The organism is Pedobacter sp., assembly GCF_965227205.1.
In the GTDB taxonomy this organism is placed as follows: domain Bacteria; phylum Bacteroidota; class Bacteroidia; order Sphingobacteriales; family Sphingobacteriaceae; genus Pedobacter.
In genome coordinates, this window is the sequence record NZ_OZ245727.1 from 1577007 (window position 1) to 1601862 (window position 24856).

At 34.3% G+C, this 24856-nt stretch carries 24 protein-coding genes and 1 riboswitch; of the genes, 7 read left to right on the top strand and 17 right to left on the bottom strand.

Annotated features, from left to right (window positions below; genetic code table 11):
- Positions 1–14 precede the first annotated feature (14 nt).
- Positions 15–875 carry a nucleoside phosphorylase gene (locus ACO05K_RS06825; protein ID WP_421943699.1) on the top strand — a complete coding sequence of 287 codons (861 nt, stop codon included), beginning with the start codon at positions 15–17 and terminating at the stop codon, positions 873–875.
- 81 nt (positions 876–956) lie between these two features.
- On the opposite strand, the gene ACO05K_RS06830 is transcribed toward ACO05K_RS06825, so the two are convergent.
- Both ACO05K_RS06830 and ACO05K_RS06835 read right to left on the bottom strand, forming a co-directional pair.
- The gene (locus ACO05K_RS06830; RefSeq protein WP_421943700.1) at positions 957–1352 is read right to left on the bottom strand and encodes a DUF1398 domain-containing protein; all 396 of its coding nucleotides are present in this window, start codon (positions 1350–1352) and stop codon (positions 957–959) included.
- A 3-nt stretch (positions 1353–1355) separates the two neighbouring features.
- Complete coding sequence (locus tag ACO05K_RS06835; protein ID WP_421943701.1) at positions 1356–2402, bottom strand: aldose epimerase family protein; 1047 nt, start codon at positions 2400–2402, stop codon at positions 1356–1358.
- Positions 2403–2476: 74 nt separating this feature from the next.
- On the opposite strand from ACO05K_RS06835, the gene ACO05K_RS06840 reads away from it, so the two are divergent.
- The 4 genes from ACO05K_RS06840 to ACO05K_RS06855 all read left to right on the top strand — a co-directional run bounded on the left by ACO05K_RS06840 (position 2477) and on the right by ACO05K_RS06855 (position 6375).
- A complete protein-coding gene (locus ACO05K_RS06840; RefSeq protein WP_421943702.1) occupies positions 2477–3628 on the top strand; it encodes a galactokinase in 1152 nt (383 codons plus the stop codon).
- Between the two features lie 54 nt (positions 3629–3682).
- Positions 3683–4213, top strand: coding sequence for an RNA methyltransferase (locus ACO05K_RS06845; protein ID WP_421943703.1), 531 nt, complete (start codon positions 3683–3685; stop codon positions 4211–4213).
- 6 nt (positions 4214–4219) lie between these two features.
- Positions 4220–4882: a YdeI/OmpD-associated family protein gene (locus ACO05K_RS06850; protein WP_421943704.1), complete on the top strand. Its 663-nt coding sequence runs from the start codon at positions 4220–4222 to the stop codon at positions 4880–4882.
- 209 nt (positions 4883–5091) lie between these two features.
- Positions 5092–6375: an OmpA family protein gene (locus ACO05K_RS06855; protein ID WP_421943705.1), complete on the top strand. Its 1284-nt coding sequence runs from the start codon at positions 5092–5094 to the stop codon at positions 6373–6375.
- A gap of 961 nt (positions 6376–7336) precedes the next feature.
- Here the strand turns inward: ACO05K_RS06855 and ACO05K_RS06860 are convergent.
- The 6 genes from ACO05K_RS06860 to ACO05K_RS06885 form a co-directional block, all read right to left on the bottom strand.
- Positions 7337–7834 carry a YMGG-like glycine zipper-containing protein gene (locus ACO05K_RS06860; protein WP_421943706.1) on the bottom strand — a complete coding sequence of 166 codons (498 nt, stop codon included), beginning with the start codon at positions 7832–7834 and terminating at the stop codon, positions 7337–7339.
- A 131-nt stretch (positions 7835–7965) separates the two neighbouring features.
- The gene (locus ACO05K_RS06865; RefSeq protein WP_421943707.1) at positions 7966–8688 is read right to left on the bottom strand and encodes a diphthine--ammonia ligase; all 723 of its coding nucleotides are present in this window, start codon (positions 8686–8688) and stop codon (positions 7966–7968) included.
- Positions 8678–9364 (bottom strand): SIR2 family NAD-dependent protein deacylase, encoded by a 687-nt coding sequence (locus ACO05K_RS06870; protein WP_421943708.1) that lies wholly within the window; start codon positions 9362–9364, stop codon positions 8678–8680. The genes ACO05K_RS06865 and ACO05K_RS06870 overlap by 11 nt, the downstream gene beginning before the upstream one ends.
- Before the next feature lie 2 nt (positions 9365–9366).
- Complete coding sequence (locus ACO05K_RS06875) at positions 9367–10299, bottom strand: ABC transporter substrate-binding protein (RefSeq protein ID WP_421943709.1); 933 nt, start codon at positions 10297–10299, stop codon at positions 9367–9369.
- Positions 10300–10403: 104 nt separating this feature from the next.
- Complete coding sequence (locus ACO05K_RS06880; protein WP_421943710.1) at positions 10404–10994, bottom strand: DUF6580 family putative transport protein; 591 nt, start codon at positions 10992–10994, stop codon at positions 10404–10406.
- A gap of 72 nt (positions 10995–11066) precedes the next feature.
- On the bottom strand, positions 11067–12929 hold the full coding sequence (locus ACO05K_RS06885) for a TonB-dependent receptor plug domain-containing protein (protein WP_421943711.1): 1863 nt from the start codon (positions 12927–12929) through the stop codon (positions 11067–11069).
- Between the two features lie 99 nt (positions 12930–13028).
- A riboswitch (cobalamin riboswitch) is annotated at positions 13029–13223 on the bottom strand.
- Positions 13224–13328: 105 nt separating this feature from the next.
- Between ACO05K_RS06885 and ACO05K_RS06890 the strand changes: the two genes are divergently transcribed.
- Both ACO05K_RS06890 and ACO05K_RS06895 read left to right on the top strand, forming a co-directional pair.
- Positions 13329–14576: a serine hydrolase gene (locus tag ACO05K_RS06890; RefSeq protein WP_421943712.1), complete on the top strand. Its 1248-nt coding sequence runs from the start codon at positions 13329–13331 to the stop codon at positions 14574–14576.
- 81 nt (positions 14577–14657) lie between these two features.
- Entirely contained in the window at positions 14658–14990 is a 333-nt protein-coding gene (locus ACO05K_RS06895) for a YegP family protein (RefSeq protein ID WP_421943713.1), read from the top strand.
- Between the two features lie 65 nt (positions 14991–15055).
- On the opposite strand, the gene rplT is transcribed toward ACO05K_RS06895, so the two are convergent.
- The 9 genes from rplT to ACO05K_RS06940 form a co-directional block, all read right to left on the bottom strand.
- Entirely contained in the window at positions 15056–15400 is a 345-nt protein-coding gene (gene rplT / locus ACO05K_RS06900) for a 50S ribosomal protein L20 (RefSeq protein ID WP_025144714.1), read from the bottom strand.
- Positions 15401–15478: 78 nt separating this feature from the next.
- Positions 15479–15679 carry a 50S ribosomal protein L35 gene (gene rpmI / locus ACO05K_RS06905; RefSeq protein WP_056872807.1) on the bottom strand — a complete coding sequence of 67 codons (201 nt, stop codon included), beginning with the start codon at positions 15677–15679 and terminating at the stop codon, positions 15479–15481.
- A 29-nt stretch (positions 15680–15708) separates the two neighbouring features.
- Positions 15709–16278 carry a translation initiation factor IF-3 gene (infC, locus tag ACO05K_RS06910; protein ID WP_421939479.1) on the bottom strand — a complete coding sequence of 190 codons (570 nt, stop codon included), beginning with the start codon at positions 16276–16278 and terminating at the stop codon, positions 15709–15711.
- Between the two features lie 24 nt (positions 16279–16302).
- A complete protein-coding gene (gene thrS / locus ACO05K_RS06915; RefSeq protein WP_421943714.1) occupies positions 16303–18228 on the bottom strand; it encodes a threonine--tRNA ligase in 1926 nt (641 codons plus the stop codon).
- A gap of 174 nt (positions 18229–18402) precedes the next feature.
- A complete protein-coding gene (locus tag ACO05K_RS06920; RefSeq protein ID WP_421943715.1) occupies positions 18403–19485 on the bottom strand; it encodes an acyltransferase family protein in 1083 nt (360 codons plus the stop codon).
- 172 nt (positions 19486–19657) lie between these two features.
- Entirely contained in the window at positions 19658–20572 is a 915-nt protein-coding gene (locus ACO05K_RS06925) for a hypothetical protein (RefSeq protein WP_421943716.1), read from the bottom strand.
- Positions 20573–20693: 121 nt separating this feature from the next.
- Positions 20694–21431, bottom strand: coding sequence for a (Fe-S)-binding protein (locus ACO05K_RS06930; protein ID WP_316737274.1), 738 nt, complete (start codon positions 21429–21431; stop codon positions 20694–20696).
- 29 nt (positions 21432–21460) lie between these two features.
- Entirely contained in the window at positions 21461–22768 is a 1308-nt protein-coding gene (locus tag ACO05K_RS06935; protein WP_421943717.1) for an MFS transporter, read from the bottom strand.
- Positions 22769–22866: 98 nt separating this feature from the next.
- Complete coding sequence (locus tag ACO05K_RS06940; protein WP_421943718.1) at positions 22867–24759, bottom strand: RecQ family ATP-dependent DNA helicase; 1893 nt, start codon at positions 24757–24759, stop codon at positions 22867–22869.
- Positions 24760–24856 lie beyond the last annotated feature (97 nt).

Below are 24856 nucleotides of genomic sequence, written 5' to 3' on the forward strand. Positions count from 1 at the left end.
TAACCAAAAATACCATGAAAATCCCTGAAAGTGACTTAATTATAAATCATGACGGAACCATATACCATTTAAATTTATTGCCTGAAGATGTAGCGGACACCGTTATTACTGTTGGAGATCCTGATCGGGTTAGCGAAGTAAGCAAATATTTTGATAGTGTTGAACTTAAGAAAGGTAAGAGAGAATTTATTACACACACAGGCTTTGTAGGAAAAAAGAGAATTACAGTTTTATCAACAGGAATTGGAACCGATAATATTGATATTGTATTTAACGAACTTGATGCACTTGTTAATATAAATTTTGAAACCCGTGAGGTAAAAAACGAACTAAAATCACTTGATATTATTCGTATCGGAACCTCTGGTGCCGTTCAACCTGATATACCTATGGGAACAATTTTGGCTTCTTCTTATGGTTTAGGTTTGGATGCTTTAATGAATTATTACGTTCATAATTTAGATGGAGATGAGCAAAATTTGCTTAACGATATAAATACCCATTTTGGGCATTTAAAAAATATTAAGCCTTATTTAACTGCAGCGAGTAGTTCCTTAATTAATACTATTGGTAAAGGTATGGTTACCGGAATTACGGTAACTGCACCGGGTTTTTATGCCCCACAAGGCCGGAAAGTTAGAGCAAAAAATGCTGTTCCAGATTTTGTTAGTTTAATTAATGGTTTTAAAAGTAATCAGGAAAGAATCACAAATTTAGAAATGGAAACTGCAGGTATTTATGCTTTGGCAAAAGTTTTAGGCCATAATGCACTTTCTGTTAATGCAATTTTAGCAAGCCGCGTTAAGTATGAATTTAGTAGCAACCCAGAAAAAATTGTTGCTAAAGCGATTGAAACTGTCTTGGAAAGAATTTAATACTTTTCTATAATTCTGAGTCTGTCGAAAGACTACACATAGCATTTCGACAGGCTCAATGTGACAAATATGAAATCTATTTTATGCGTTGGGAATAGTTTCTTTAACCAGTTCCTTTTGTTCTGTATCAAGGTAAGTACAAGTCATTTTAGGAATATCTATAACCCATTTCTCTACTCCCGCATCTGCAGCTTGCTTGCAAAAAGTAAAATAATCTGTTTCTCCTTGTTGATGAATTTTTAAAGCATGTTCCAGTTTTTCAACGGAAGATTCATCATTAATAATCAGTTGAGGATATTCTTCGGGACTTGCCTGTTCAGAATGATCGTCATTACCGAAATAAACAGATAAGCCGTTAGAAACATAAACATCATTTCTAATTACACCTAAATCTTTAATTTCTTTAATAAACTGAGGGAAATCTGCTCCGGTTTTAATTTTCGATTCTGCAGATTTTATTTCTTCTATCGTAAACATAATTTATTTGTTAGTTGATACCTTATAAATTGTGGTTTGCGTGTACAAATCATCTGGGTATAAAATGGTTGATGGAAATTCGTCAATATTTACAGCATTTGGATGATGTTGAGTTTCTACACAAAAAGCTTCAAAACCATTATAATCCTTCCCTTCTTTGCCGTTCTTAACCTTTAAATATTTTGATGTGTAAAAATGCGCAACAGGCTCTGTGGTGTAGATGCTAAGAACTAAACCGCTTTCATCTTCAATTGTTTTGCTTGCTAAAGATAAATCTCCGTAGTTTTTATCTAAAACGTAAGTTTGGTCGTAACCCTCTTCAGGGTTCCAGTCTTTTCCAATTTCTTTTAATTGAGTAAAATCCAACGGGCTATCCTTAACCGGAATCAATTTACCTGTAACACAGTAATTTGCATCTTGCTCCAGATAATTTTCTGCAAAAATCTGTTGTTTGTGTTTATCAACTTTTCCGCCGTTTGGTGCCAAATTAAAATAGCCATGGTGTGTTAAATTTAACGCCGTAGCTTTATCAGTTTCTGCTTCGTAACTTAAAATTAATTCATCGTTGTCTGTTAATTCAAAAGTTAAATCAACAATCAAATTACCAGGAAATCCTTCTTCTCCATCTACGCTTTCATATTGTAGCGTAACAGATTGGGTGTCTTCATTAAAATCAACAATATCCCAAACCTTTTTATCAAAACCATCAATCCCACCGTGTAAACTATCACTCTGGTTATTTTTTGCTAACTGATAAGTTTCACCATCAATTTTGAAAGATGCACCCTTAATTCGGTTAGCATATCTGCCTATTACTGCACCAATATGTGGATTGTTTTCAAGGTATTCCTCATCAAAATACTGGTTAAAATCATCGAAACCTAAAACGATATCTTGCATATCGCCTTTGGCATTCTTTACTATGAAATTATTGATAATGGCTCCGTAATTATATATTTTAACATAGGTGCCATTACTATTGGTCAATTCAATTGCGATAACTTCTTCGCCATTAATTATATTTCCGGTAGGTATTTGCTTAATGCTCATAAATTGTAACTTAGGGCTTTTGTTTACTGAACAAACATACTATTAATACTTGCTTTTATAAATATTTTAAACGGATGAAATCTCAACTCGAAGAAAAATTTGCAGAACAATATCAAAAAAATGCTGATGCAGTTTATTTTACACCCGGACGTGTAAATTTAATAGGTGAACATATTGATTATAACGGTGGCTTGGTAATGCCTTGTACAATTACTTTAGGAACCTGGTTGGCAATATCACCAAATAACGACAGCAAATTTAGATTTAAGAGTTTGAATTTTAACGAACAAACTGAGGTTGAAAGCAATGTTTTACATCAAAAGAATGGCAGTTTATGGGCTAATTATCCAATCGGCATTATAAATGAATTTATTAAGGATGGAAAGGAAATAACCGGGTTAGATTTTCTTTATTTTGGAAATATTCCAATTGGTTCGGGTTTGTCATCATCGGCTTCGATTGAAATTGCTACAGCATTTGCTTTAAATAATTATTTTAATCTAGGTTATGATAATCTTGATTTAGTTAAGATTGCCAAAAGAGTGGAGAATGAATTTATTGGTCTAAATTCTGGAATTATGGACCAATTTGCGGTTGCTTACGGAGAAAAAGATAAAGCTATTGTTTTAGATTGTGAGACACTAAAATATAAAATGGTTGATGTTGATTTAGGTAAATACGTTTTGGCGATAATCAACACTAAAAAACCTAGAGAACTTGCAGATTCGAAATACAACGAACGTGTTGAAGAATGTCAAACTGCAAGGAAATTGCTAAATCAGGAAATAAAACTTAACAATTTATGCGATTTGAATGCTGAGAAATTTGCGTTACATAATCATGTTATCGCCGATGAAACGATTTTAAACAGAGCAACACATGTTGTTAAAGAAAATGACAGAGTACATTTGGCAGCGAAAGCCCTGAATGCTGGCGAATTAGAAGAATTTGGACGGTTGATGTATGCTTCTCACCAATCTTTAAGAACTTTGTATGAAGTTAGCGGCAATGAATTAGATACAGTTGTAGATTTTTGTGCCGATTACGAACATGTTATTGGAGCAAGAATGACTGGCGCTGGTTTCGGAGGATGCGCAATTGCACTTTTAGAAAAAGGTTTTGAAGAAGATTTTGCTAAACACTTAACTGATTATTATGTAGCACGTATTGGTTATCCGGCAGAGATTTATGTAAGCGAAATCGGTAACGGACCAACTAAATTATAACATAGAAAAACTAAATGTTACTCATTAAAATTTGAGTACATCTATATTATTGAAATGAAAAAATTAAAACTTGATGAACTTAACAGAACGGATGTTGAGTCGTTTAAAACACAAGAGAAACTGCCGGTTGTAGCAATTTTAGATAATGTTAGAAGCATGCATAACGTAGGCTCTATATTTCGTACAGCCGATGGTTTTGCTTTAGAAAAAGTTGTGTTGTGCGGTATTACGGCACAACCTCCGCATCGCGAAATTGAAAAAACTGCACTAGGCGCAACACAATCTGTAGATTGGATTCATTACGGTGAAACAACTACAGCAGTTGATGAATTAAGAGCACAAGGTTATGAGATTGTAGCCATCGAGCAAGCTGAAAATAGTACGATGCTAAATACATTTACGCCCGACAAGAACAAAAAATATGCTTTAATTTTTGGTAACGAAGTTGATGGTGTGAGTGATGAGGTAATGAAAAAAATAGATGAATGTATTGAAATTCCTCAATTTGGAACGAAGCATTCTTTTAACATTACCATTTCTGCCGGTATTGTTTTTTGGGATTTCTTTGCAAAACTTAGGTTGTAAATTGAAATGGATAATCTGCTTCTAAAAAAGTTACAAGTAAAATCTGGGTTTATTGTTAACGTTGTAGATGCACCAGATAATGCACCATCTATCTTTGGCAATATTCCTGATGATGTTTTATTCAGTTATGATAATACAGATAATTTCGATGTACTGATTATTTTCACTACTTCTCAAAATCAGCTGAAAACGCAGATCGAAAGTCATTTAAAGCAGTTAAATACAAAAACGATTTTCTGGGTTTTCACGCCCAAAAAATCATCTAAAATTAAAACTGATTTAGATTTAATGAAAACCTGGCAAGAGTTAGACGTTTACGGACTAAACCCTTGTGCATCAGCTGCTGTAAACGAAACCTGGACTGCCCTCAGATTAAAGTTTATAACTGAAATTAAACCATCAGGCTTAAGAAACGACCACATTAAAACAAACGATTATTCAGATTATATCGATGTGGTTAATAAAACAGTCAAATTACCAGAAGATTTAGAATCGCTTTTAGAAAAAGAACCAAAAGCCTTTAATCATTTTCAAACACTTGCATACTCACACAAAAAAGAATATGTGCTCTGGATTTTATCTGCTAAACAGGAAAAAACTAAACTTTCCAGATTAGAAAAAACCCTAGAAATGCTATTGTCTGGAAAGAAAAATCCAACAGATAAGTAATTTCTACAGTAGTCTTGTCTTCTATTCTATACATCAAAGTCTTGTCATTTTACATGAAAGTAACTTTTTTGTGAATATTTTTTAAGCATTTAACTTATTGATTTATTGGTAATTGTGCCTCAAAACTACTTTTTGGCAAGATTTTTTCTTATTCATGACCAAACAGAATTAAAAAAAAGCTGTTTAACCACTGTTATAAGAATATAAATATGAATACGAGAATTACAAAATCAACAATGTTGGTTGCCTTATTAGGCTTATCATCGCAATTATTTGCACAAGAAACGCCAACAGCTTCTGGCAGATTTGGCAAACAAAATTTAAGAACATGGAGTGTAGGTGCTCAAGCTGGTATATTCAGTCAAAATACTATTTTAGGTGGCGGAAGTGTTAAAGCTAGAGAATTTAAAAGCGTAGGTTACGGTGCCTTTGTTAAAAAGCAAATCTTACCAGCTTTAGGTTTACAAGCCGATTTCTTGCGTGGCGAAATTAAAACGCTAAACGCTTCTAGCACTATCGAACAAAAAAACAGCATCAATTGGGCTGGTTCATTAACTGCAGTATTAAACATTGCTAACTTCAGCTTAAATACTGAAAACGCAGTTTTAATTCCTTACGTTAAAGCGGGTGCTGGTTACATGTCGTCAGATTCGCAAGTTGGAACAACTCAAGTTTTTCAAGATAGAGAAGGTTGGTATATCCCAACTGGAGTTGGATTTAAATTTGGTGTATCTAAAGGAATTAACATCGATTTAGGTTATGACATCAACTTCATCAAATCTTCTCCAACTGTTAAAAGTGCTTATCTAGAAAACAGATATTCATACTCGCACGTTGGTGTTGAATTTGCTTTAGGTAATAAAGAAAATTCTCAATTACAAAACTACAGCGCTGTTGCCGATTTACGTAAACAAACTGCTGAAGAAAGTAATGAATTGAGAAGAGCATTATCCACAGCTGAAGAAAATGCAGCAAGAGACAGAGCACAATATGCTAAAGATTTAGCTGATGATGATAACGATGGTGTAGCTAACAAATTCGACAAATGTCCTGGAACAGCATCAGGTACAGTTGTTGATGGTTCTGGTTGCCCTATTAAAGTTCAACGCGAAATTGTTAAAGAAACTAAGGTTGTTGTTACAGAAGCTGACCGTAAAGTTGTTAGAGATGCCATTTCTAACTTAGAATTTGATTTAGGTAAATCAACAATCCGTTCAAAATCTAACGCTACTTTAGACCGTGTTGCTAACTTATTGGTAGAGAAAAACTTTAGCTTAAAATTAGCCGGACACACAGATAATACTGGTGGCAGAGAGTTAAACTTACGTTTATCTAAAGATAGAGCAGAATCTGTAAAAGCTTATTTAGTATCTCAAGGTGCTAATGCATCAAGAATCGAAGCTACAGGTTATGGTCCAGATCAACCGATTTCTACAAATAAAACTGCAGCGGGTCGTCAAGAAAACCGTCGTGTAGAATTTACATTGTATTAATAGCTTAGCTTTAAAAAGCACTAAAAGCTTCGATGGATTTATTTCATCGGGGCTTTGTTGTTTCTGAGGTATTTTGAAATGAATTGTAACCTTTGTATATGCGCCACGTCATTGCGAGGCACGAAGCAATCTTACAACTGTCGCTACCTTTAAACGAATTAAGATTGCCTCTCAAATGGTCGGGATTAAATTGGCCCTTGCAACGACGAACGAGCTTAAGATAGTATTCTTTCATAAATAATTTGAAGCGCAAAGGCAGTAAAGATAGGTTACTTCAGCCCCACCAATGCTACAATCTTTTAGTTAAAGTTTGCACTATGCTGAAAGTTTATGCAACCAAAAGTATTTTCGCTATGTCGGGGCTAGTAAACATAAAGTAGAACTATTTTGAAGGGTTTCACGCACAAGCCTAAGTACCTAAACCCGACATAAACGAACACGAATCCCGATTTTTCATCGGGAGAAGTAAAGTGTTTGGCGGGACTGAGGCTGCCATTGAATCTAAGCATTCATTTTCAAATAAATACCCTATAATTAAAAATGGGATTCTGAAACGAGTTCAGAATGACGGGCTTCTTATACATCACGTCATTGCGAGGTACGAAGCAACCTTGTAACTGTCGATGCCTTTAACCGCTTTAAGATTGCTTCGTACCTCGCAATGACGAGTTGGCTTTAGCATCGTTATATAAATAACTTATTTTATAAATGCAATAATCATAAAGATATTCTGAAACAAGTTCAGAATGACTACCAACTTATACGTTACGTCATTGCGAGGCACGAAGCAATCTTACTACTTTGGGTTTGATAAGCATGCACTTTAAGATTGCTTCGTACCTTGTAATTACAAAGAGGCTTAATTATCATCGTCAAAATTAAAATCCTAAAACAAAAAAATGGCAACCAGATAAACTGATTGCCATTTATATTATGGTAAATTAAAAATGCTTAATGCAAATTAGTTTTTAGGTTGCACACGACCTGATTTTCTGTCTTCGCCTCTACCGATTAAATAACCGCCACCAGCTCCAACTAAACCACCAATAATAGCACCTCTACCTTTTTTCTTATCGATTAAAGCACCACCAACTGCACCAGCTGCACCGCCAATCACTGTACCTTTTGCAGCATCACTCCAACCTTGTTTTTTAGCTGTTGGTTGAGTACCACCATATGAGCTTGAACTACTGCTAGAGTATGAACGACCAGCTGAAGAACGTTGACCTGCTTTTCTAGCAGCCGCTAATTCTGCTTGGTGTTGCGCTTCTTTTTCAGCTTCAATTTTTGCGGTTTCAGCTCTTTTAAAGCTATCTAACCTTAAACTATCTTTAACAGCTTTAACAGCCATTGCTTTTTCGGCTTCTGCTTGTTTTAATGCAGCTTCTTCTTTTGCTTTATTGTTACAAGCAAATAATACCGAACTACTTAATGCGATTACTACCAATATCTTTTTCATAACATAAATCTTTTAAAATAAACCTTTTAGTTACCTAAAACTAAAAAGATTTCATTTGGGTGTGTTTTTTTTAGTTAATTATAGATAGTAAAGAAAAAATGATGCCAAAAAGTTTTAATCTTTTAAAATATTTATTCCAAATCGATATACCAAAAACCTAAAGTATCTGATTTACTGGTAGATAAATTATCATCCTGATTAATATTAGCGGGCTGATTGTATGTTCGAAATACCAATTCGCCAAGGCTAAAACTGATTTTATTTTTAAACACTGGCCCATCAAAAGCGAAAGTATGAAACTCACCATTCTCGCCACATGAATCTATTTCTGCTGGAAGACTATCGATTAACTCTTTAGTGATGACTTGTCCACAGAATGCTTTTAAATTCTGCTGGCAGCAAACAATTATGGTTTTATACTCGAGTTGTAAAAAATCATCAATTATTTCAGTGGTATTTCTATTCCAAAGTGGAAATAGCGCTTTCATGCCCACTTCAACTAATTTTTCTTCTCTGTATTTTCTCAAATCTTCCAGAAAAATATCTCCGAATATAGAATGTGTAATGCCCTCCGACTTAAATCTATTCATGTGAATCTTCATCACATCATCGTAGGTTTTCATATCAGGCATTTCCGGCAAACGAATTTGATATAGTGGAATACCAATACTTTCCGCTTGTTTTATCAATAAAGATTCTCTAACACCATGCATAGAAACTCTATTGTACTTTTCAGTTACAGTGGTAACAAGGTATTTTATTTCTATTGATTTATCCAGAAGTGCATAATGCAAAGCGAGTGTACTATCTTTACCACCACTCCAGTTAAAAATGCACTGTTTTTTAATTTGCATTTAGTAAGATGTTCTTCAATTTTTCTACTCCGTTTACAGCTGTATCTTCAATATTGAAAATGTTGTTGTATCGTTTAACATCAGGCGTTTTCGGGTCGATAATATATTTTTGGATACTTTTTGGTACAAAATCGATTAATCCTGAGGCTGGATAAACCGCAAGCGATGTTCCAATTATAGCAAAAACATCTGCATTTTGACAAAGTTGTGCTGCATATTCTATCATCGGAACAGACTCACCAAACCAAACAACATGTGGCCTTAGTTGCGAACCAAGTTCGCAGAGTTGTCCCATTTCAATTTCAGAACCATCAATAAGATATGTAAGCGAAGCATTTTTACATGATTGTGATTTAGTTATCACACCATGTAAATGCGTAACCTTAGTAGAACCTGCCCTTTCATGCAAATCATCTATATTTTGAGTGATGATTTCAACATGGAAATTGCTTTCTAATTCTGCTAATAATTTATGTGCTAAATTTGGTTGGGCCGCTAAAACTTGCCTTCTCCTTTCATTATAAAAGTTTTGTACAAGTTCCGGATTTCTATCCCATGCTTCAGGTGTAGCCACATCGTAAAAATTGTAACCTTCCCATAAACCGTCTGAATCTCTAAAGGTCTTTAAACCACTTTCTGCGCTAATCCCTGCTCCTGTTAGTACAACCAATTTCATAATTAATGATGAACCTTTATTTCTGAGTAATTGATAAATTTCTTGCCGATATTTTCATCTGGTGTAAAAATATCAGGATGTAACATACAACTTAAAGCTTCAATACCTTCAACCAACGTTCCAATGCTTGGTTGTGTAAACATGTCAAAATCTGCTATGTAAACCTGGTTACTTTTTACGGCTTCAAGATTATCCCATCCTAGTTTTGAAGTTAATAAACTCATTTCTTCAGCACTTCGGTTAACATCAAAACCACAAGGCGCAATTACTAAAACTTCTGGGTTATATTTCAAAATTTTATCCCATTGGGTAACTATAGAATCCCCCGCAGGATTAGAAAGCATATCTACACCACCTGCAGCAGCAATTTGAAAAGGAATCCAATGTCCGCAATTGTAAATTGGTTGAATCCATTCCATCAACATCACTCTTTTTAATGGCGCTCTGTTTGCTCTAAGTTTGTCTAAAATAGCATCAGTTTTTTGTTGCAAACCAGCAAGGTATTTCAATGCAACTTCTTCCTTATCTAAAGCTTTAGCAATTGTAATTGCGCATTCAAATACATCTTGTAAATTGTTAGGCGAAAGCGGAACAAGCTTAGGTTGCTTGCTTAATTTCATTACCGCAGTTTCGGTGCAAACGGTATCAATGTTACAAACTTCGCAGATGTCTTGAGTAAAAACAATATCTGGAGCAATACTTTCTAGAAGTTCATCATCTACCCAATACAAACTTTTCCCTTGCGCTTTTGATGCAGAGAATATTTTATCAATTTCTATACTTGAATAATTTTTACCTTCTAATATGCATCGCACAATTTTAGGCATAGCCGAAGCTTCTTTTGGACATTCGAAAGTAACACCATGGAGGTATTCTTGCAAACCCATGTCGTAAATCATTTTTGTAGCAGCGGGAAGAAAAGAGACAACTTTCATAAGATGTAATAGGTAAAATGGATGATGGAACCTGAAATAAAGTTAAAAAAAATCCTCTTTTGATTAATTTCAAAAGAGGATTTAGTAATTCGTATAAAGAATAATTATACTTTTTGTGTCTGCAATTTTAATACTGGATATTTCGACTTTAAAATTTCAAAAGCACCGAATAAAATCGCACCATAAATGATCGTCCCTTCTAAGAATCTAATTTCAAAAGGAATTGCTCTTTCTAAACAAAGCCAAAAACCAGCTAAATCCTGAGTATATGATGGATTATTGTACCAAATTGGAAAATCTGTTACAATCCAGTGGATTAAAACAATTGCAAATGTTGAAGTTAACAAATTAACTACTGTTACATTTTTAAGTAAAACTCTGCCTACTAAAACCATCAAAGCAAAAGCTAAGTAAACCCAATACCAGCCTTCGTATAAAAAGCCATTACTGTATTTACTAAAAATAGTGGTTGCTAAAACAAAATCACTTAAGAATAAACTCAGTAATGGAAAAGCAAAAGCTTTTAAATTATCTTTAAAATAAGCACCACCGAATAATGCAACTGCTCCTATCGATGAAAAATTAGCAAATTTCAATTCATCAGAGTTGAAAGTTACCAGCAAACGAAATCCGGTAATTATCAAAATCATCAATAATAAAATTGCCGTACGTGGATTAAATTTTAAATGAGCCATGAGTAGTATAAAGTATTAAGTATAAAGTATCAGGAATTAAGCCTGATATCATATCGCAAAGTTAATTTTTTATTAGCGGATATTAAAACTTACGCCTGTATTAAAGTTGAAACCCATGGTATTATAACCAATAATTTCGTTGTATTTCTCGTTTAGGATGTTTTTAGCATCAAAAAAAATCTTTACGCGTTTCTTAGCTAAAGCATATTCTACATAAGCATTTAGCAGTTTGTATGCTGGTAAATTATCTACTGTATAAGTAGCAAAATTACCATCAGTACGTTTACCAAAATAGCGATAATTTGCGCTTACATATAAATCGCTGGTAGCTTGTACGCCTGCATTAACCCCAAATGTGTGTTTTGGTCTGCGGAATAAATAATCTGCAATTGCATTATCAACGAAGTTAAATTCATTTCCTTCAACATAACCGTAATAACCGTTTAAGTTAAATTTTCCAAACTTAACAGCAGGCTCAACTTCAAAACCTTTAGTTTTTTGGCTTACCTGATTAACATAACCCGCTGGAAAAGCATAAATAATTGCGTCAGTTAAATCGCGTTTATAACCTGCAATTCTTAAGCTAAATTTATCATCAGAAAAGCTGAAGTTAACACCTGCTTCGTAATTCTGAGATTTTTCAGGCTTAAGATCTAAATTAGCTCCAAACTGACCGAACAACATGTTTAGTGTTGGAATTTTAAATGCTGTTGAAACTGTTCCAAATAATTTAATTTCTTTAATGATATTAATTGTTGGAGTTACAGAGTAAGTATAGTTTTCTCCATATTGTTCGTGTTTGTTATACCTACCACCAACTTCTAAATTGAAGATGCTTAAATCATGTAAGAATAATGAAGTGTATGCTGCAAAAATGTTAGAATTAGGACTTTGAGTACCTGATTTTAGTTTCATTGATCTATTATCCAAACCAACCAATAAATCAAGTTTGTTTCCTAATTTTTGGTTGTAGAATAAATCAACAATGTTGATTTTACCCTGACTAAAGCTAGGGAAACTGCTATGTGCATCATTTGATGTACTCTCGTAGCTGTAATTTAAGGTTATTTTACCAGTTCCAAATTCATATTTCGCATTTGTTCCAGCGGCAACATTCTTTAAAATTGAATAGTTTCCAGCATCAACAAAAGAACCACCATCAAAGCTATAGTTGCCATAGTAATATCTTACAAAAGGGTTAACTGTGAAGTTTTTATCCAATTCAATTCCGAAGTTTGCATTTAAAGCACCCGTTCTAAAACCATCTTTATCAAATTCAGTATTGTTCCCAACTGGGTTTGCAGCTTCAGAAATACCATTGGTTTTGTGTTGAGTATAGTTGATGTTATAGTTAAATCCTTCAACACCACCATTTAATCCAATTGTTCCTTTGTAAGTTTCGTAGCTACCAGCAGTTGCAACACCATAAATTGTGTTTCCTTTTGGTCCACCTTTTTTAGTAATAATGTTGATTACACCAGCAACCGCATCAGAACCGTAAATAGTCGATTGTCCGCCTCTTAAAATTTCAATTTGGTCAATTTGGTCGATTGAGATTAAACGCAAATCGAAAGCACCACCGTTACCAGAGGGATCGTTTTGTACAATACCATCAATTAAAACAACAGCGTATGCACTTCCGGCACCACGAAAAAACACTGATTTATTTAAACCTGGATTACTGCTTGAACCAGCAACGATAATTCCAGCCTGCTCGCTAATTAATTCTGGTAACGATTTACCATGACTACGTTCTAAAACTTCTTTTGAAATGATAGTTACAACCTTACCAGTTTGCGATTGCTTTTGGTCGTTTTTAGTTGCTTTAATAACAACATCTTCCAGTTTTAAACTGTCTTGTGCTTTAGCTAATTGACTAAAGGTTAACTGCGCAAACCCCAGGCATGCTGCAATTAAAATTCTTTTTTTGTTCATTTGATTGTGAGTTTTGCCCACAGCCAACAGATTAGGAAAGGAAATGAAAATACGAAAAACGTTAAGTACCTCAATCCTAGCTTCAATCCCCGAAAGCTATGAAATTATTCGCTAAAGGCAGGTCTTCTGACTTACTCCCGATTTTTTCTACCTTCCCGAGTCAGAATATGAATCAGTGGTTTTTTGAATGAAAAATCGTTCTGGAGCTTACAGCTGCGGGACAGTTGCAGAATTACACTGCATTCCCTTTTAATTCCGGTTGTAAGGCCGGAAACCAAAAGCGCTGCAAAAGTAGGTATTAAAGATGAAAGACCAAAGTGTAAAGCGAAAAGCTTTTTAAGCTATTTTAATAAAAGATTAAGAAATGATTATTTTAACTTTAATGATCAAATGCAAAACATGAAATCATTCTTTACCTCACTCCTTTTAATCATGTGTTTATCATCAATGGCACAAAAAACAGATACAGTGCTCTTAGAAAAGCTAATGAAGGCAAAACCCGAACTGTTTGGTAACATCTTGAATCATCCAGATAAAAATCAAGTTCAGATTTTATATACCCAGATTAATCGCGATTCGAAAAATAAACCAAGTTTTAAAAGTTTCAGCTATAATTTAGATGCCCATCATTATTTTTATCCTGCAAGTACAGTCAAATTAGCTGCTGTAATTTTTGCTTTAGAAAAGGTTAATCGATTAAAAAATACAAGCTTAACTGCCAAAAGCACAATGATAACTGATAGTGCTTTCAAAGGGCAAACTAAAGTTACTCAAGATACCTCTAGCAAAAACGGCTTAGCATCAATAGAACATTACATAAAAAAGATTTTGCTTACCAGCGATAACGATGCTTTTAACAGACTTTTTGAATTTGTTGGTCGTGCTGAAATAAACGAAAAATTAAAGCAGAACGGATTAATAAATAGTAGAATTTTAAATCGTTTGGCTGTTGGCGATGCTGGAGAAACGTCAAAACATACCAATCCAATTAAATTTTATAATGGAGAGAAATTGGTTTATAATCAAGATGCGCAGTATGACCCAAAAGAATATAATTTAACATTAACCAATACAATTATGGGAAAAGGTTATTTAGATAGCGCAGATAAATTAGTAAACAAACCTTTTAGCTTGGAAAATAAAAATGCTTTTGCAATAGAAGACCAACAAAAACTGATGAAAAAACTAATTTTCCCTGAAGCTTTTCCAAAAAATGAACAATATAATTTAACACCCGATGATTATAAATTGATTTATACCTATATGAGCAAGTTGCCTACCGAAAGCGATTTTCGAAAATATGATGCTAAGGAATTTTGGCCAACTTATGCTAAAATGCTTTATTACGGAAGAGAACAAAACGTAAATCTCGATTCGAACATCAGGATTTTTAATAAATATGGAGACAGTTACGGTTTCATTATTGATAACGCTTACTTCGTGGATTTTAAAAATGGAATTGAATTTCTATTAACTGCGGTGGTTCAAAGTAATGAAGATGGAATTTACAATGACAACAAATATGAGTATGAAACCGTTTGCTTTCCTTTTATGAAAAATTTAGGCAGAACTATTTATGAATCTGAATTATATAGAAAGAAAGCCAATAAACCGAATTTTAATAAATTCAAGATGGATTACAAATAGTTTTTTATTTAAAACTGAATTTATAACTTTAATTCAAATCGTCCCTAATAAATAATTAAATCAATAAATTAAAAATTAGAAATGGGAAAATTTGTAATCAGTAAAAGAAAAAACGGTGAATTTCAGTTTAACCTAAACGCAGGTAATGGACAAACCATCTTAAGCAGCGAAGGTTACGTAGCTAAATCCAGCTGCGAAAATGGAATCGAATCTGTAAGAAAGAATTCGCAAGATGATTCGAAATTTGAAAAGAAAACATCAACTAATGGTAAAGCTTATTTCAATTTGAAAGCAACAAATGGTCAAATTATTGGTTCGAGCCAAATGTACGAAAGCGAAAGCTCTAGAGATAACGGGATAGCATCTGTAAAAACTAATGCACCCGATGCATCTATTGATGATCAAACACTTTAAAACAAAAAAAGTCCTGATTTGCATCAGGACTTTTTCAAATATGATTATCGCCTAAGCGAAAATTTCTATTTTACTGCATCAATTACAGCTTTGAAAGCTTCTGGGTGATTCATTGCTAAATCAGCCAATACTTTACGGTTTAAACCGATTTCTTTTGAAGCAAGTTTACCAATTAATTGAGAGTAAGAAATACCGTGCTGACGAGCACCTGCATTAATACGTTGGATCCATAATCCGCGGAATTCTCTTTTCTTAACTTTACGGTCACGGTATGCATATTGCAAACCTTTTTCTACTGTGTTTTTAGCAACAGTATAAACCTTACTTCTTGCTCCCCAATAACCTTTTGCAAGGTTAAGGATTTTTTTTCTTCTTCTTCTCGAAGCTACTGCGTTTACCGAACGTGGCATGTTGTTGTTGTTTTTTGGTAAGCGGCGTCCTGTTTAATTTAAGGAACTTTAATGCCTGATACCTGGTGAATTAATAAATTACTTTCCGATACAAAGCATACGTTTAACGTTACCAGTATCTGCTGCTGTTACCATGCTAGCGTTTCCTAGTGCACGTTTACGTTTAGTGCTCATCTTTGTTAAGATGTGACTTTTGTATGCGTTGTTTCTTTTGATTTTACCTGTTCCAGTAAGCGAAAAACGCTTTTTAGCACTGGAATTGGTTTTCATTTTTGGCATAACCTGTTTTTTAATTTATAAACCTATTTTTATTTTTTTGCTACTTTAGGCGCAACTGTTAAGAACATACGTTTACCCTCTAACTTAGGTAATAACTCTACTTTCCCAACATCTTCCAAAGCCTGAGCAAATTTTAATAATAAAATCTCTCCCTGCTCTTTGTAAACAATTGCTCTACCTTTAAAATGCACATAAGCTCTAACCTTCTCACCGTTCTCTAAAAAGCTAATGGCATGTTTTAATTTAAACTGGAAATCGTGGTCGTTGGTATTAGGACCGAAACGAATCTCCTTAATAACGGTTTGCTTAGCGTTTGCTTTAATCTCTTTCTGCTTTTTCTTCTGCTCGTAAACAAACTTGCTATAATCAATAATTCTACAAACCGGAGGTACAGCATTTGGAGAAATTTCTACCAAATCTAATTCCAGTTCATCAGCAAGTGCCAAAGCTTTAGCCAAAGGATAAATCCCTGGTTCAACATTATCGCCAGCTAAACGCACTTCGGGCGATTTAATAAACTGATTAATGTTATGTTCTGCTTCTTTTTTCTTAAAAGGTGGACGTGGTCCCCTGTTAAATCCTGGTCTTCCTAATGCCAAATTTGTATAATATTAATTTTTAATTTAAACTGTTACTTCTTTTAATAATAATCCGCTGAACTCCTCCAACGTCATTTCTCCTAAATCTCCCTCTCCATGTTTTCTGATTGAAATTTTACCTTCAGCCATTTCTTTCTCACCAATGATGAGCATATAAGGGATTTTTTTAACCTCCGCATCGCGGATTTTGCGACCGATTTTCTCATCTCGAAAGTCAATCAGCCCGCGAATATCGGAATTATTTAATTCATCTAAAACTTTTTTTGCATATTCTTCATATTTTTCTGAAATAGGAAGAATAATAAATTGCTCCGGACTTAACCATAATGGGAAGTTTCCGGCACAATGTTCAATCAAAACTGCAATAAAACGTTCTAGTGAACCAAATGGAGCACGGTGAATCATTACCGGTCTGTGCTTCTGGTTATCGCTACCAGTATATTCCAATTCGAAACGTTCTGGTAAGTTATAATCTACCTGAATAGTACCCAACTGCCATTTTCTACCTAATGCATCTTTTACCATAAAATCTAGCTTAGGGCCATAAAAAGCCGCTTCGCCATATTCTATTACAGTATTTAAACCTTTTTCTGCTGCAGCTTCGATAATCGCATTTTCAGATAATCTCCAGTTTTCGTCAGAACCGATGTATTTCGACTTGTTTTCTGGATCTCTTAACGAAATTTGAGCAGTATAGTTTTCAAAACCTAAAGATTTAAACACATATAGCACTAAATCGATTACTTTTTTAAACTCTTCTTTTACTTGTTCTGGCATGCAGAATAAGTGTGCATCATCTTGAGTAAACCCACGTACACGAGTTAAACCATGTAATTCGCCGCTTTGTTCGTAACGATAAACAGTACCAAACTCAGCAAAACGAACCGGAAGATCTTTATAAGAACGTGGTTTAGTTTTGTAAATCTCGCAGTGGTGCGGACAGTTCATCGGTTTTAAGAAGAACTCCTCTCCTTCTTGTGGCGTTTTTATTGGTTGAAATGAATCTTTACCATATTTCTCCCAGTGTCCAGAAGTTACATATAGATTTTTATGTCCGATGTGTGGGGTTACAACTTGTTCGTAGCCAGCTTTTGCTTGTGCTTTAGTTAAAAAATTCACCAAACGTTCACGCAAAGCAGTTCCTTTAGGTAACCATAATGGTAAACCCATACCAACTTTTTCTGAAAAAGCGAATAACTCAAGTTCTTTACCAAGTTTACGGTGATCGCGTTTCTTAGCTTCTTCAATCATTGCTAGATATTCAGTAAGCTCGCTTGCTTTTGGAAAAGTTACGCCGTAAATACGGGTTAATTGTTTTTTAGTTTCATCACCTCTCCAGTATGCGCCTGCAACATTCATCAGTTTTACTGCTTTTACAAAACCAGTATTTGGAATGTGTGGACCACGACATAAATCAGTAAAAGCACCTTGAGAGTAAAAAGTTATTTTACCATCTTCCAAACCATCAATTAAATCAAGTTTGTATTCATCGCCTTTTTCTGTGAAATATTTAATTGCATCAGCTTTGCTAACACTTTCTCTAGTGAAAGTTTCTTTCTGCTTCGCTAATTCAATCATTTTGGTTTCGATGGCCTTAAAATCATCCGAAGAAAATTCTTTGTCGCCGAAATCTACATCATAATAAAAACCAGTTTCAATTGCCGGACCAATACCGAATTTAGTACCCGGATAAAGCGCTTCTAAAGCTTCGGCCATTAAGTGAGCAGATGAATGCCAGAAAGTAGTTTTCCCTTCAGCATCATTCCAGGTTAATAATTTAACAGAAGAATCTGCTTCGATTGGACGTGTTGAATCCCAAACTTCGCCATTAACTTCGGCTGCTAAAACGTTTCTTGCTAAACCTTCAGAAATTGATAATGCAATTTGATGAGCAGATGTGCCCTTTTCGTACTGACGAACAGAGCCGTCAGGTAATGTAATATTAATCATCTACAACTATGATTTTGCCCCTCATCACGCTGGAATATTGGAACGGTTTAAAAATAATGTTATTTCTAAATCACATACAAAGTGATTTTATTTGCTGCAAAGATGCGGTTTTTTAAAGAGAAAAGCAAGTTTAGGCTTGAATGAATCTATTTTAACAACTAATATTCAAGCTATTTAAGAGTTACTTTTTAGCCACTTATTTTTCAGGTAATTACGAAGTGGGACATCAACAAACCTCATTATCAAATAAGCGAAAATGATTAATAAGACCAGAAAAATTGGCACAGTAATTTTAAGTAAAGACATATCTGGTTTTACAGTTACAAAATATGTTAGAAAAATCAAGATGAATGGATAATGCGTCATATATAGTGGATACGAAATTTCTCCAGAAAGTTTACACAATGGTTCTAATTTTGGCTTAAGCGTTGCGCCTGCACCTAAAGCAACTAATACCGGGAAATAAATCAGCACAATTAATGGTTCGGTTAGCCAGTTATAATTATCGTTAAATGGAACTATGAATGCTAAAAGTAGCAATATTGATAAACCTACAAATCCGAAATTATTTTTAATTGCCCAGTTTGAACGATAGATTAACATTCCAACTAAAAAAGAATAGAGCACTCTTACACCACCATCCCAAAATGTTGGTCCACTCCAACCTCCCATTAAATTTGTTGACTTGAATGCAATAAAACAAATTAAACCAGCAGCGATAAATGTAAAAATCTGTAAGGTGTTACGGCCTAATCTATATAAAACTAATACATAAAAAATATTGGCTACGTATTCCCAAAAAAGCGACCAAGCGGGGGCGTTTAAATTAAATAGATTAAAAAAACGCTCAGACATTACCGGATATGGGATTAAAAAAACCGATGATAAAAACAACAATACTGTTTTACCAAATCCGTATGTGGAGTAAAAATCACTAAAAGGATCTATTAAAAAAGTTAATAAACCTAAAATTGAACCAATAATTACTAAAGGATGTAACCTGATTAATCTAAGTTTTATAAACTGCCAAACACCAATTTTCTCAATCCTGCTGTCGTAAGCATAAGCAATTACAAAACCTGATAAACAAAAGAAAAAATCTACAGCCATAAAACTGTGCGCCATAAAGTTTTCTTTAGGGAGATATATTATCTCCATAAAATGAAATAATACAACCGATATTGCAGCTACTCCTCTTAATCCATCTAAAATTTCGAAATGTTTTTTTGTTTTTAGTAGTGAATTATCGTTTTGCATTTGGCTTAGAATATGAATTTTGCTCAATAATAATCATTTTGTAATTGCCCTGAAAAATATGCTGCCATTTAAACCAAGTGTAACCAAAAATATACTTTATTAATGATGAAAATTTTCACAAAAAAAGCCTGCTCGATTTAACTGAGCAGGCTTCTAAAAATTATTTTTGAAACTAGTTAACCATAATAACTCTTTGTCCACCAGTTCCACCTGGTCTGTTATTTCCGTTTCCTCTAAAACGTTTCATCATATTTTCCATTTTAATCTTGTATTCAGCTTCAGTAATAGCTGTTGCTTTTTTAGGTGCTGTTACGTCTTTTGCACTTACGCCTCTGTATTCTATACTTTTTGCAATAGTGCTGTTTCCTCTACCTTCGATAGCTAAAACCGTTCCTTCAGTCCACATATTTGGGTTTGGAGAAAAATCAAAACCTAAATCTTTTGTGTACCAAATGTGCGTTTCTTCAGTTACGTCTTTATCCATATCCAAAATTTTAACTGAACGTGTAGATTTTACGATAACCTCATTACAGGTTAAGCCTAAAATTTGTTTGGTTGCATCAGTTTTAACAACTTCAATTTTTGGAGGAACAATTGGCTTTGGTTTAGTTGTATCGTTTGGATTATTTCTACCCATTCCCATACCACCAAATGTGCTAATTGGACCTGAAGTATTTAGTTTTAATCCGCTCTGCATAACGTAAGTAGTATCACTTAAATCGAAAACTTCAACTAATTTTTTATCAGCAAACGTATAATAATATTCTCTGTTGCCACCTGCACCACCGAAACCTCTCATCATTCTGCCCATTCCGCCACCACCACCACCAGCACCATTACTGTCTTCTGTTTCTTCAACAGGCATGTAACTTGCATTGGTTGCATTAAATAATAATTCGAAATTTGATTTACTAGTTGATGGCATTCTTGCAGCCATTTGCTCAGGAATTTTAACACCACTAGCGGCCATCATTGCGGCAGGGTCTATTGTGGTTTCAAATTGTATTGCTCCAGAAGTTTTCTTTTGTGCATTTGCCACTGATGCTAAAGATAAAACGCCTAATAAAGCGAAGATTACTCTTTTCATTTTGTTATGTTTTTGTTGTTAGATACGAAAGATAAAAAAAGGTTTAACAAAGGTATTTTAGATTTAACTTAATGCTTGTTAAAAAGTGTTAAATAGCTAATAATCAGAGGTAATAAAGTTGTTAATATTCAGTGCTTTCTAACCACCCATTGCATAAAACATCAGCAATATGCATAGTTTTAATCGGAAGATTGTTTTTTTCAATATAACCTTGAAGATGCAGCAAACACGATAAATCTGTCGAAATGATATAATCAGCTTGTTGGGCAAGCGCATGATTAACCTTTTGTTCTGCCATTGCAGAAGATATTGCATCGAATTTTACGGCGAATGTACCTCCAAAACCACAACACATATCGTTATCAGGTAATTCGAGCATTTCTAAACCATGAACTTTCGATAAAAGTTGACGAGGTTCGTCTTTAATTTTACATTCGCGTAAGGCACTGCAAGAATCATGATAAACGGCTTTGCCCTCTAGTTCTGCTCCGAAATAATCTTTTTTAGCTACGTTGATTAAAAAATCGGAAAGTTCCCAGATGTTTGATTGCAAACTGCGGCATTTGTTATGAACGATTGTATTGGTAAATAAATCGTTAAAACCACCTTTTACCATACCCACGCATGATGCAGATGGCGCAACAACATAGGTGTTTTCGGTAAAATCGTTCAAAAATTTAGTCCCAACTTCTTTGGCTTCATCCCAATAACCTGCATTGTACGCAGGTTGACCGCAACAGGTTTGCTTTGAGTTGTATTCTACTTTACATCCCGATTTTTCTAATAATCTTAAAGTATTAAAAGCGGTTTCGGGATATAATTGGTCTACAAAACAGGGAACAAACAATTCTACTTTCATCTATTATAATTACGATTCGAGCTACAAACTTACAATTTTAGAGTTTCTTTGCGTTCGATTTTTCTCAAGATTAGCAAAAAGATTAAACCAACTATAAAAAATGATGCCAAAGCGATAATTGATTGGCGCATGTTATGGGTAATTCCTTCTATAAAAGCAAAACTGAATAAGCCAATAACGATTGCTAATTTTTCTGTTGCATCATAAAAACTAAAAAAGGACGCCGTTTCGGTTGTATTTTCAGGGATATGTTTTGAATACGTAGAACGAGACAATGATTGTATTCCGCCCATAATTAAACCAACAATTGCTGCTAAACCATAAAATTGATTTTCAGTAGTAATAGAATAACCATATATACAGCAAGCAATCCAAATCACTACAACAATTATCAGAACGTTTATATTACCTAGTTTTTTCGCTAATCTCGACATCATCCATGCACCTAAAATTGCTACCAGTTGAATAATTAAAATTACTGCAATTAAACTGCCTGACTCCAGTTTTAAAACCTTCGCTCCGAAACCAGCGGCTGCAAGCATAATGGTTTGTACACCCATCGAATAAAAGAAAAAAGCAAATAGATAGGTTTTTAAGAAACTCATCTGCTTTAATTGCTTCCAAACTTTTGCAAACTCGCTGAAGCTACTTTTTATAAAGCCTTTGCTTAAGGAATCTTCATTAGCAACATCTTTAGGTAATGCCTTGAAAGGAATTTGAGCAAACAAAAACCACCAAATACCTACCAAAAGAAAAGATATTTGAGCAGGAAGCGATTTATCTGTAATTCCAAATAGTTCTGGTTTTAAAACAAATACAAAGCAAATAAGCTGTAGAATAACACTACCAACGTAACCGTAAGAAAATCCTTGTGCACTAACTTTATCTTGGTTTTCGGTTGAAGCAATTATTGGCAAGTAAGCATTGTTAAACATCACCCCGCCAACATAACCCATTGCTGCTAGAACAAAGCAGATTATTCCTAATTCCAAATGTTTTAAATCAAAGAAAAACAAAGCCATACAAGCAAATGAGCCAACATAGGTAAACAGCTTCATAAAAAACTTCTTCTTACCTTTTGCATCAGCATATGATGATAGAATTGGTAGTAGAACCACCATAACTAAATAGGCAAATGCCAAAGCGTAGTTTGATAAAACTGTATTTATAAATGTTTTGCCAAAAAAAGTTACTTCATCGCCATGTTCTTTTGTAGTTGTAATGGCAACATAATAAACCGGAAAAATTGTTGAAGTGATAACTAAATTATAGGCTGAATTTGCCCAGTCGAAGAAAGCCCATGAGCGGATGGTTTTCTTATTGTCTTTTTCTATCATTGAATTTTAAAGAGGTTAACTGTTTAAATTGATAAATCGTTTAATTGTTATGGTGGCTTAACCAATTTCTCCAGTTATTACGATTAACCAAACAGTGGTTAAAGATAATATTTCTTACCGTCAGTTTTAATTTTGCCGGCATCTAATAATTCACGAATTGATTCCAATCGTTCATTTTCAGTGCCGTTCTTTACGCTGGTAACCAAGTCATCTAAATTTAAAGGTTGTTGCTGAAGTAAAGAAATAATCTCAAATTCAATTTCATCGTTTAAATGAACTTCATTTTCAATGCGCTTTTCGGCCAGACAAACATCGCAAACGCCACATTTTGAAGCATTATGTTCATCAAAATAAGATAATAATTGAATGCTTCGGCAAAGATTAGAAGATGCATAAGCAACCACTGCATTGATTTGTTTAAGCAAAATTTCTTTTCGTAGCTCCAGGTATTTTACATCTAAATCAAAATGATCCATATCTACTCTTGGGCGAATATATTGCAATTGTGGCTGGTCGGTTTGTTGGATATAAGTTAGCAGTTCTATAGATTGTAACTTATTCAGCAAAGCGATGATTTCTTTGAAAGATAACCCGGTTTTTTTGGCTAAATCTGCCTCATTAATTTTTACGAAACCATCGAAAGCGCCACCGTGAGATCGTAAAATGGTTTTGATAATGCTATCGTAAGCTTTATTTTCAATTTGGAAACGATAAATATCTTCGTGACTTGCAAGAAACATCATCCGTGAAGGAAGAAAAACACTTTCGGAAAGTGTGATATACCCATCGTGTTCTAAAAATTTCAATGCAGAAATAGTTTTTAAAACACTTAAATTAAATCGTTTACAGAAATCAGCTATATCAAAAGTAAAGGTTAAACCCTCTCCTGCTCCAAAAGCCAATTGAAAGTAATTTCCTAAATAATGATAAACTTTTCTAATCTCATCTGGTGATGGAAAACTGTTTATATATTTTGATTCAAGACTTAAAATATCAGATTGATTAGCTAGTAAAACAGCATAACTTCGTTTTTCGTCTCGTCCTGCTCTACCCGCTTCCTGATAGTAGGCTTCTAAACTTTCCGGCAAATCCAAATGCACCACGAAGCGAACGTCGGCTTTATCAATTCCCATTCCAAAAGCGTTTGTAGCCACCATAATGCGTATTTTGTTCAATTTCCAATCTTCTTGTTTTTGAAAACGAACATCGCGTTCTAAACCTGCATGGTAAAAATCGGCTTTAATTTGGTTGCGGTTTAGAAAATTAGAAACTTCTGCAGTTTCCCGCCGATTGCGAACATAAACCAAACCTGTGCCTTTTACATTTCTGCAAATTTCTACTAGCTTTTTATATTTATCTTCCTTATTAAAAACTACATAACTTAAATTATCTCTGGCAAAGCTTTTAACAAAAACCCGAGGATTTTTCATCTCCAGTTTCTCGATAATATCCTTACGTACAAAATCTGTTGCCGTTGCCGTTAAAGCCAAAACCGGAACATCGGGATGAATTTCCCGAAGCTTTGCAATTTGTTGGTACGGCGGACGAAAATCGTAACCCCACTGCGAGATACAGTGTGCTTCATCAACAGCGATTAGATTAACGTTCATGTAAGAAATCCGCACACGAACTAAATCAGACAATAACCTTTCGGGCGATAAATACAGGAATTTAATTTTGCCGTAAATGCAATTATCGAGCAGAATATCAATTTCACGTTTCCCCATTCCTGCGTAAATGGCAATGGCTTCAATTCCTTTCGATTTCAGATTTTCGACCTGATCTTTCATCAGGGCAATTAATGGAGAAACCACTATACAAATCCCCTCTTTTACCAAAGCCGGAACCTGAAAGCAAACAGATTTACCTCCACCAGTTGGCAACAACGCTAAGCTATCATTTCCTTCTAAAACCGAGGTAATAATATCTTGCTGCAAGGGTCTGAAAGCCTGGTGTCCCCAATATTTTTGTAAAATCTCTATTGCTGTCATAAATCGGCGGTATCAAAACTATACATTTATTCCAAATTCATTATTGATAATTGATTGAATTTGAAAATAATCATCTTGAAAAAGATTATTAACTTTG

Excerpts from the sequence above, each read along its gene's own strand:
- ACO05K_RS06890 (WP_421943712.1), top strand. The coding sequence starts at position 13,329 with ATGAAATCATTCTTTACCTCACTCCTTTTAATCATGTGTTTATCATCA.
- ACO05K_RS06875 (WP_421943709.1), bottom strand. The coding sequence starts at position 10,299 with ATGAAAGTTGTCTCTTTTCTTCCCGCTGCTACAAAAATGATTTACGAC.
- ACO05K_RS06860 (WP_421943706.1), bottom strand. The coding sequence starts at position 7,834 with ATGAAAAAGATATTGGTAGTAATCGCATTAAGTAGTTCGGTATTATTT.
- ACO05K_RS06885 (WP_421943711.1), bottom strand. The coding sequence starts at position 12,929 with ATGAACAAAAAAAGAATTTTAATTGCAGCATGCCTGGGGTTTGCGCAG.
- ACO05K_RS06855 (WP_421943705.1), top strand. The coding sequence starts at position 5,092 with ATGAATACGAGAATTACAAAATCAACAATGTTGGTTGCCTTATTAGGC.
- ACO05K_RS06940 (WP_421943718.1), bottom strand. The coding sequence starts at position 24,759 with ATGACAGCAATAGAGATTTTACAAAAATATTGGGGACACCAGGCTTTC.
- ACO05K_RS06850 (WP_421943704.1), top strand. The coding sequence starts at position 4,220 with ATGGATAATCTGCTTCTAAAAAAGTTACAAGTAAAATCTGGGTTTATT.
- ACO05K_RS06825 (WP_421943699.1), top strand. The coding sequence starts at position 15 with ATGAAAATCCCTGAAAGTGACTTAATTATAAATCATGACGGAACCATA.
- ACO05K_RS06870 (WP_421943708.1), bottom strand. The coding sequence starts at position 9,364 with ATGAAATTGGTTGTACTAACAGGAGCAGGGATTAGCGCAGAAAGTGGT.
- ACO05K_RS06865 (WP_421943707.1), bottom strand. The coding sequence starts at position 8,688 with ATGCAAATTAAAAAACAGTGCATTTTTAACTGGAGTGGTGGTAAAGAT.
- ACO05K_RS06920 (WP_421943715.1), bottom strand. The coding sequence starts at position 19,485 with ATGCAAAACGATAATTCACTACTAAAAACAAAAAAACATTTCGAAATT.
- thrS (WP_421943714.1), bottom strand. The coding sequence starts at position 18,228 with ATGATTAATATTACATTACCTGACGGCTCTGTTCGTCAGTACGAAAAG.
- rpmI (WP_056872807.1), bottom strand. The coding sequence starts at position 15,679 with ATGCCAAAAATGAAAACCAATTCCAGTGCTAAAAAGCGTTTTTCGCTT.
- ACO05K_RS06925 (WP_421943716.1), bottom strand. The coding sequence starts at position 20,572 with ATGAAAAGAGTAATCTTCGCTTTATTAGGCGTTTTATCTTTAGCATCA.
- ACO05K_RS06840 (WP_421943702.1), top strand. The coding sequence starts at position 2,477 with ATGAAATCTCAACTCGAAGAAAAATTTGCAGAACAATATCAAAAAAAT.
- rplT (WP_025144714.1), bottom strand. The coding sequence starts at position 15,400 with ATGCCACGTTCGGTAAACGCAGTAGCTTCGAGAAGAAGAAGAAAAAAA.
- ACO05K_RS06935 (WP_421943717.1), bottom strand. The coding sequence starts at position 22,768 with ATGATAGAAAAAGACAATAAGAAAACCATCCGCTCATGGGCTTTCTTC.
- ACO05K_RS06845 (WP_421943703.1), top strand. The coding sequence starts at position 3,683 with ATGAAAAAATTAAAACTTGATGAACTTAACAGAACGGATGTTGAGTCG.
- ACO05K_RS06835 (WP_421943701.1), bottom strand. The coding sequence starts at position 2,402 with ATGAGCATTAAGCAAATACCTACCGGAAATATAATTAATGGCGAAGAA.
- ACO05K_RS06880 (WP_421943710.1), bottom strand. The coding sequence starts at position 10,994 with ATGGCTCATTTAAAATTTAATCCACGTACGGCAATTTTATTATTGATG.
- ACO05K_RS06830 (WP_421943700.1), bottom strand. The coding sequence starts at position 1,352 with ATGTTTACGATAGAAGAAATAAAATCTGCAGAATCGAAAATTAAAACC.
- ACO05K_RS06895 (WP_421943713.1), top strand. The coding sequence starts at position 14,658 with ATGGGAAAATTTGTAATCAGTAAAAGAAAAAACGGTGAATTTCAGTTT.
- ACO05K_RS06930 (WP_316737274.1), bottom strand. The coding sequence starts at position 21,431 with ATGAAAGTAGAATTGTTTGTTCCCTGTTTTGTAGACCAATTATATCCC.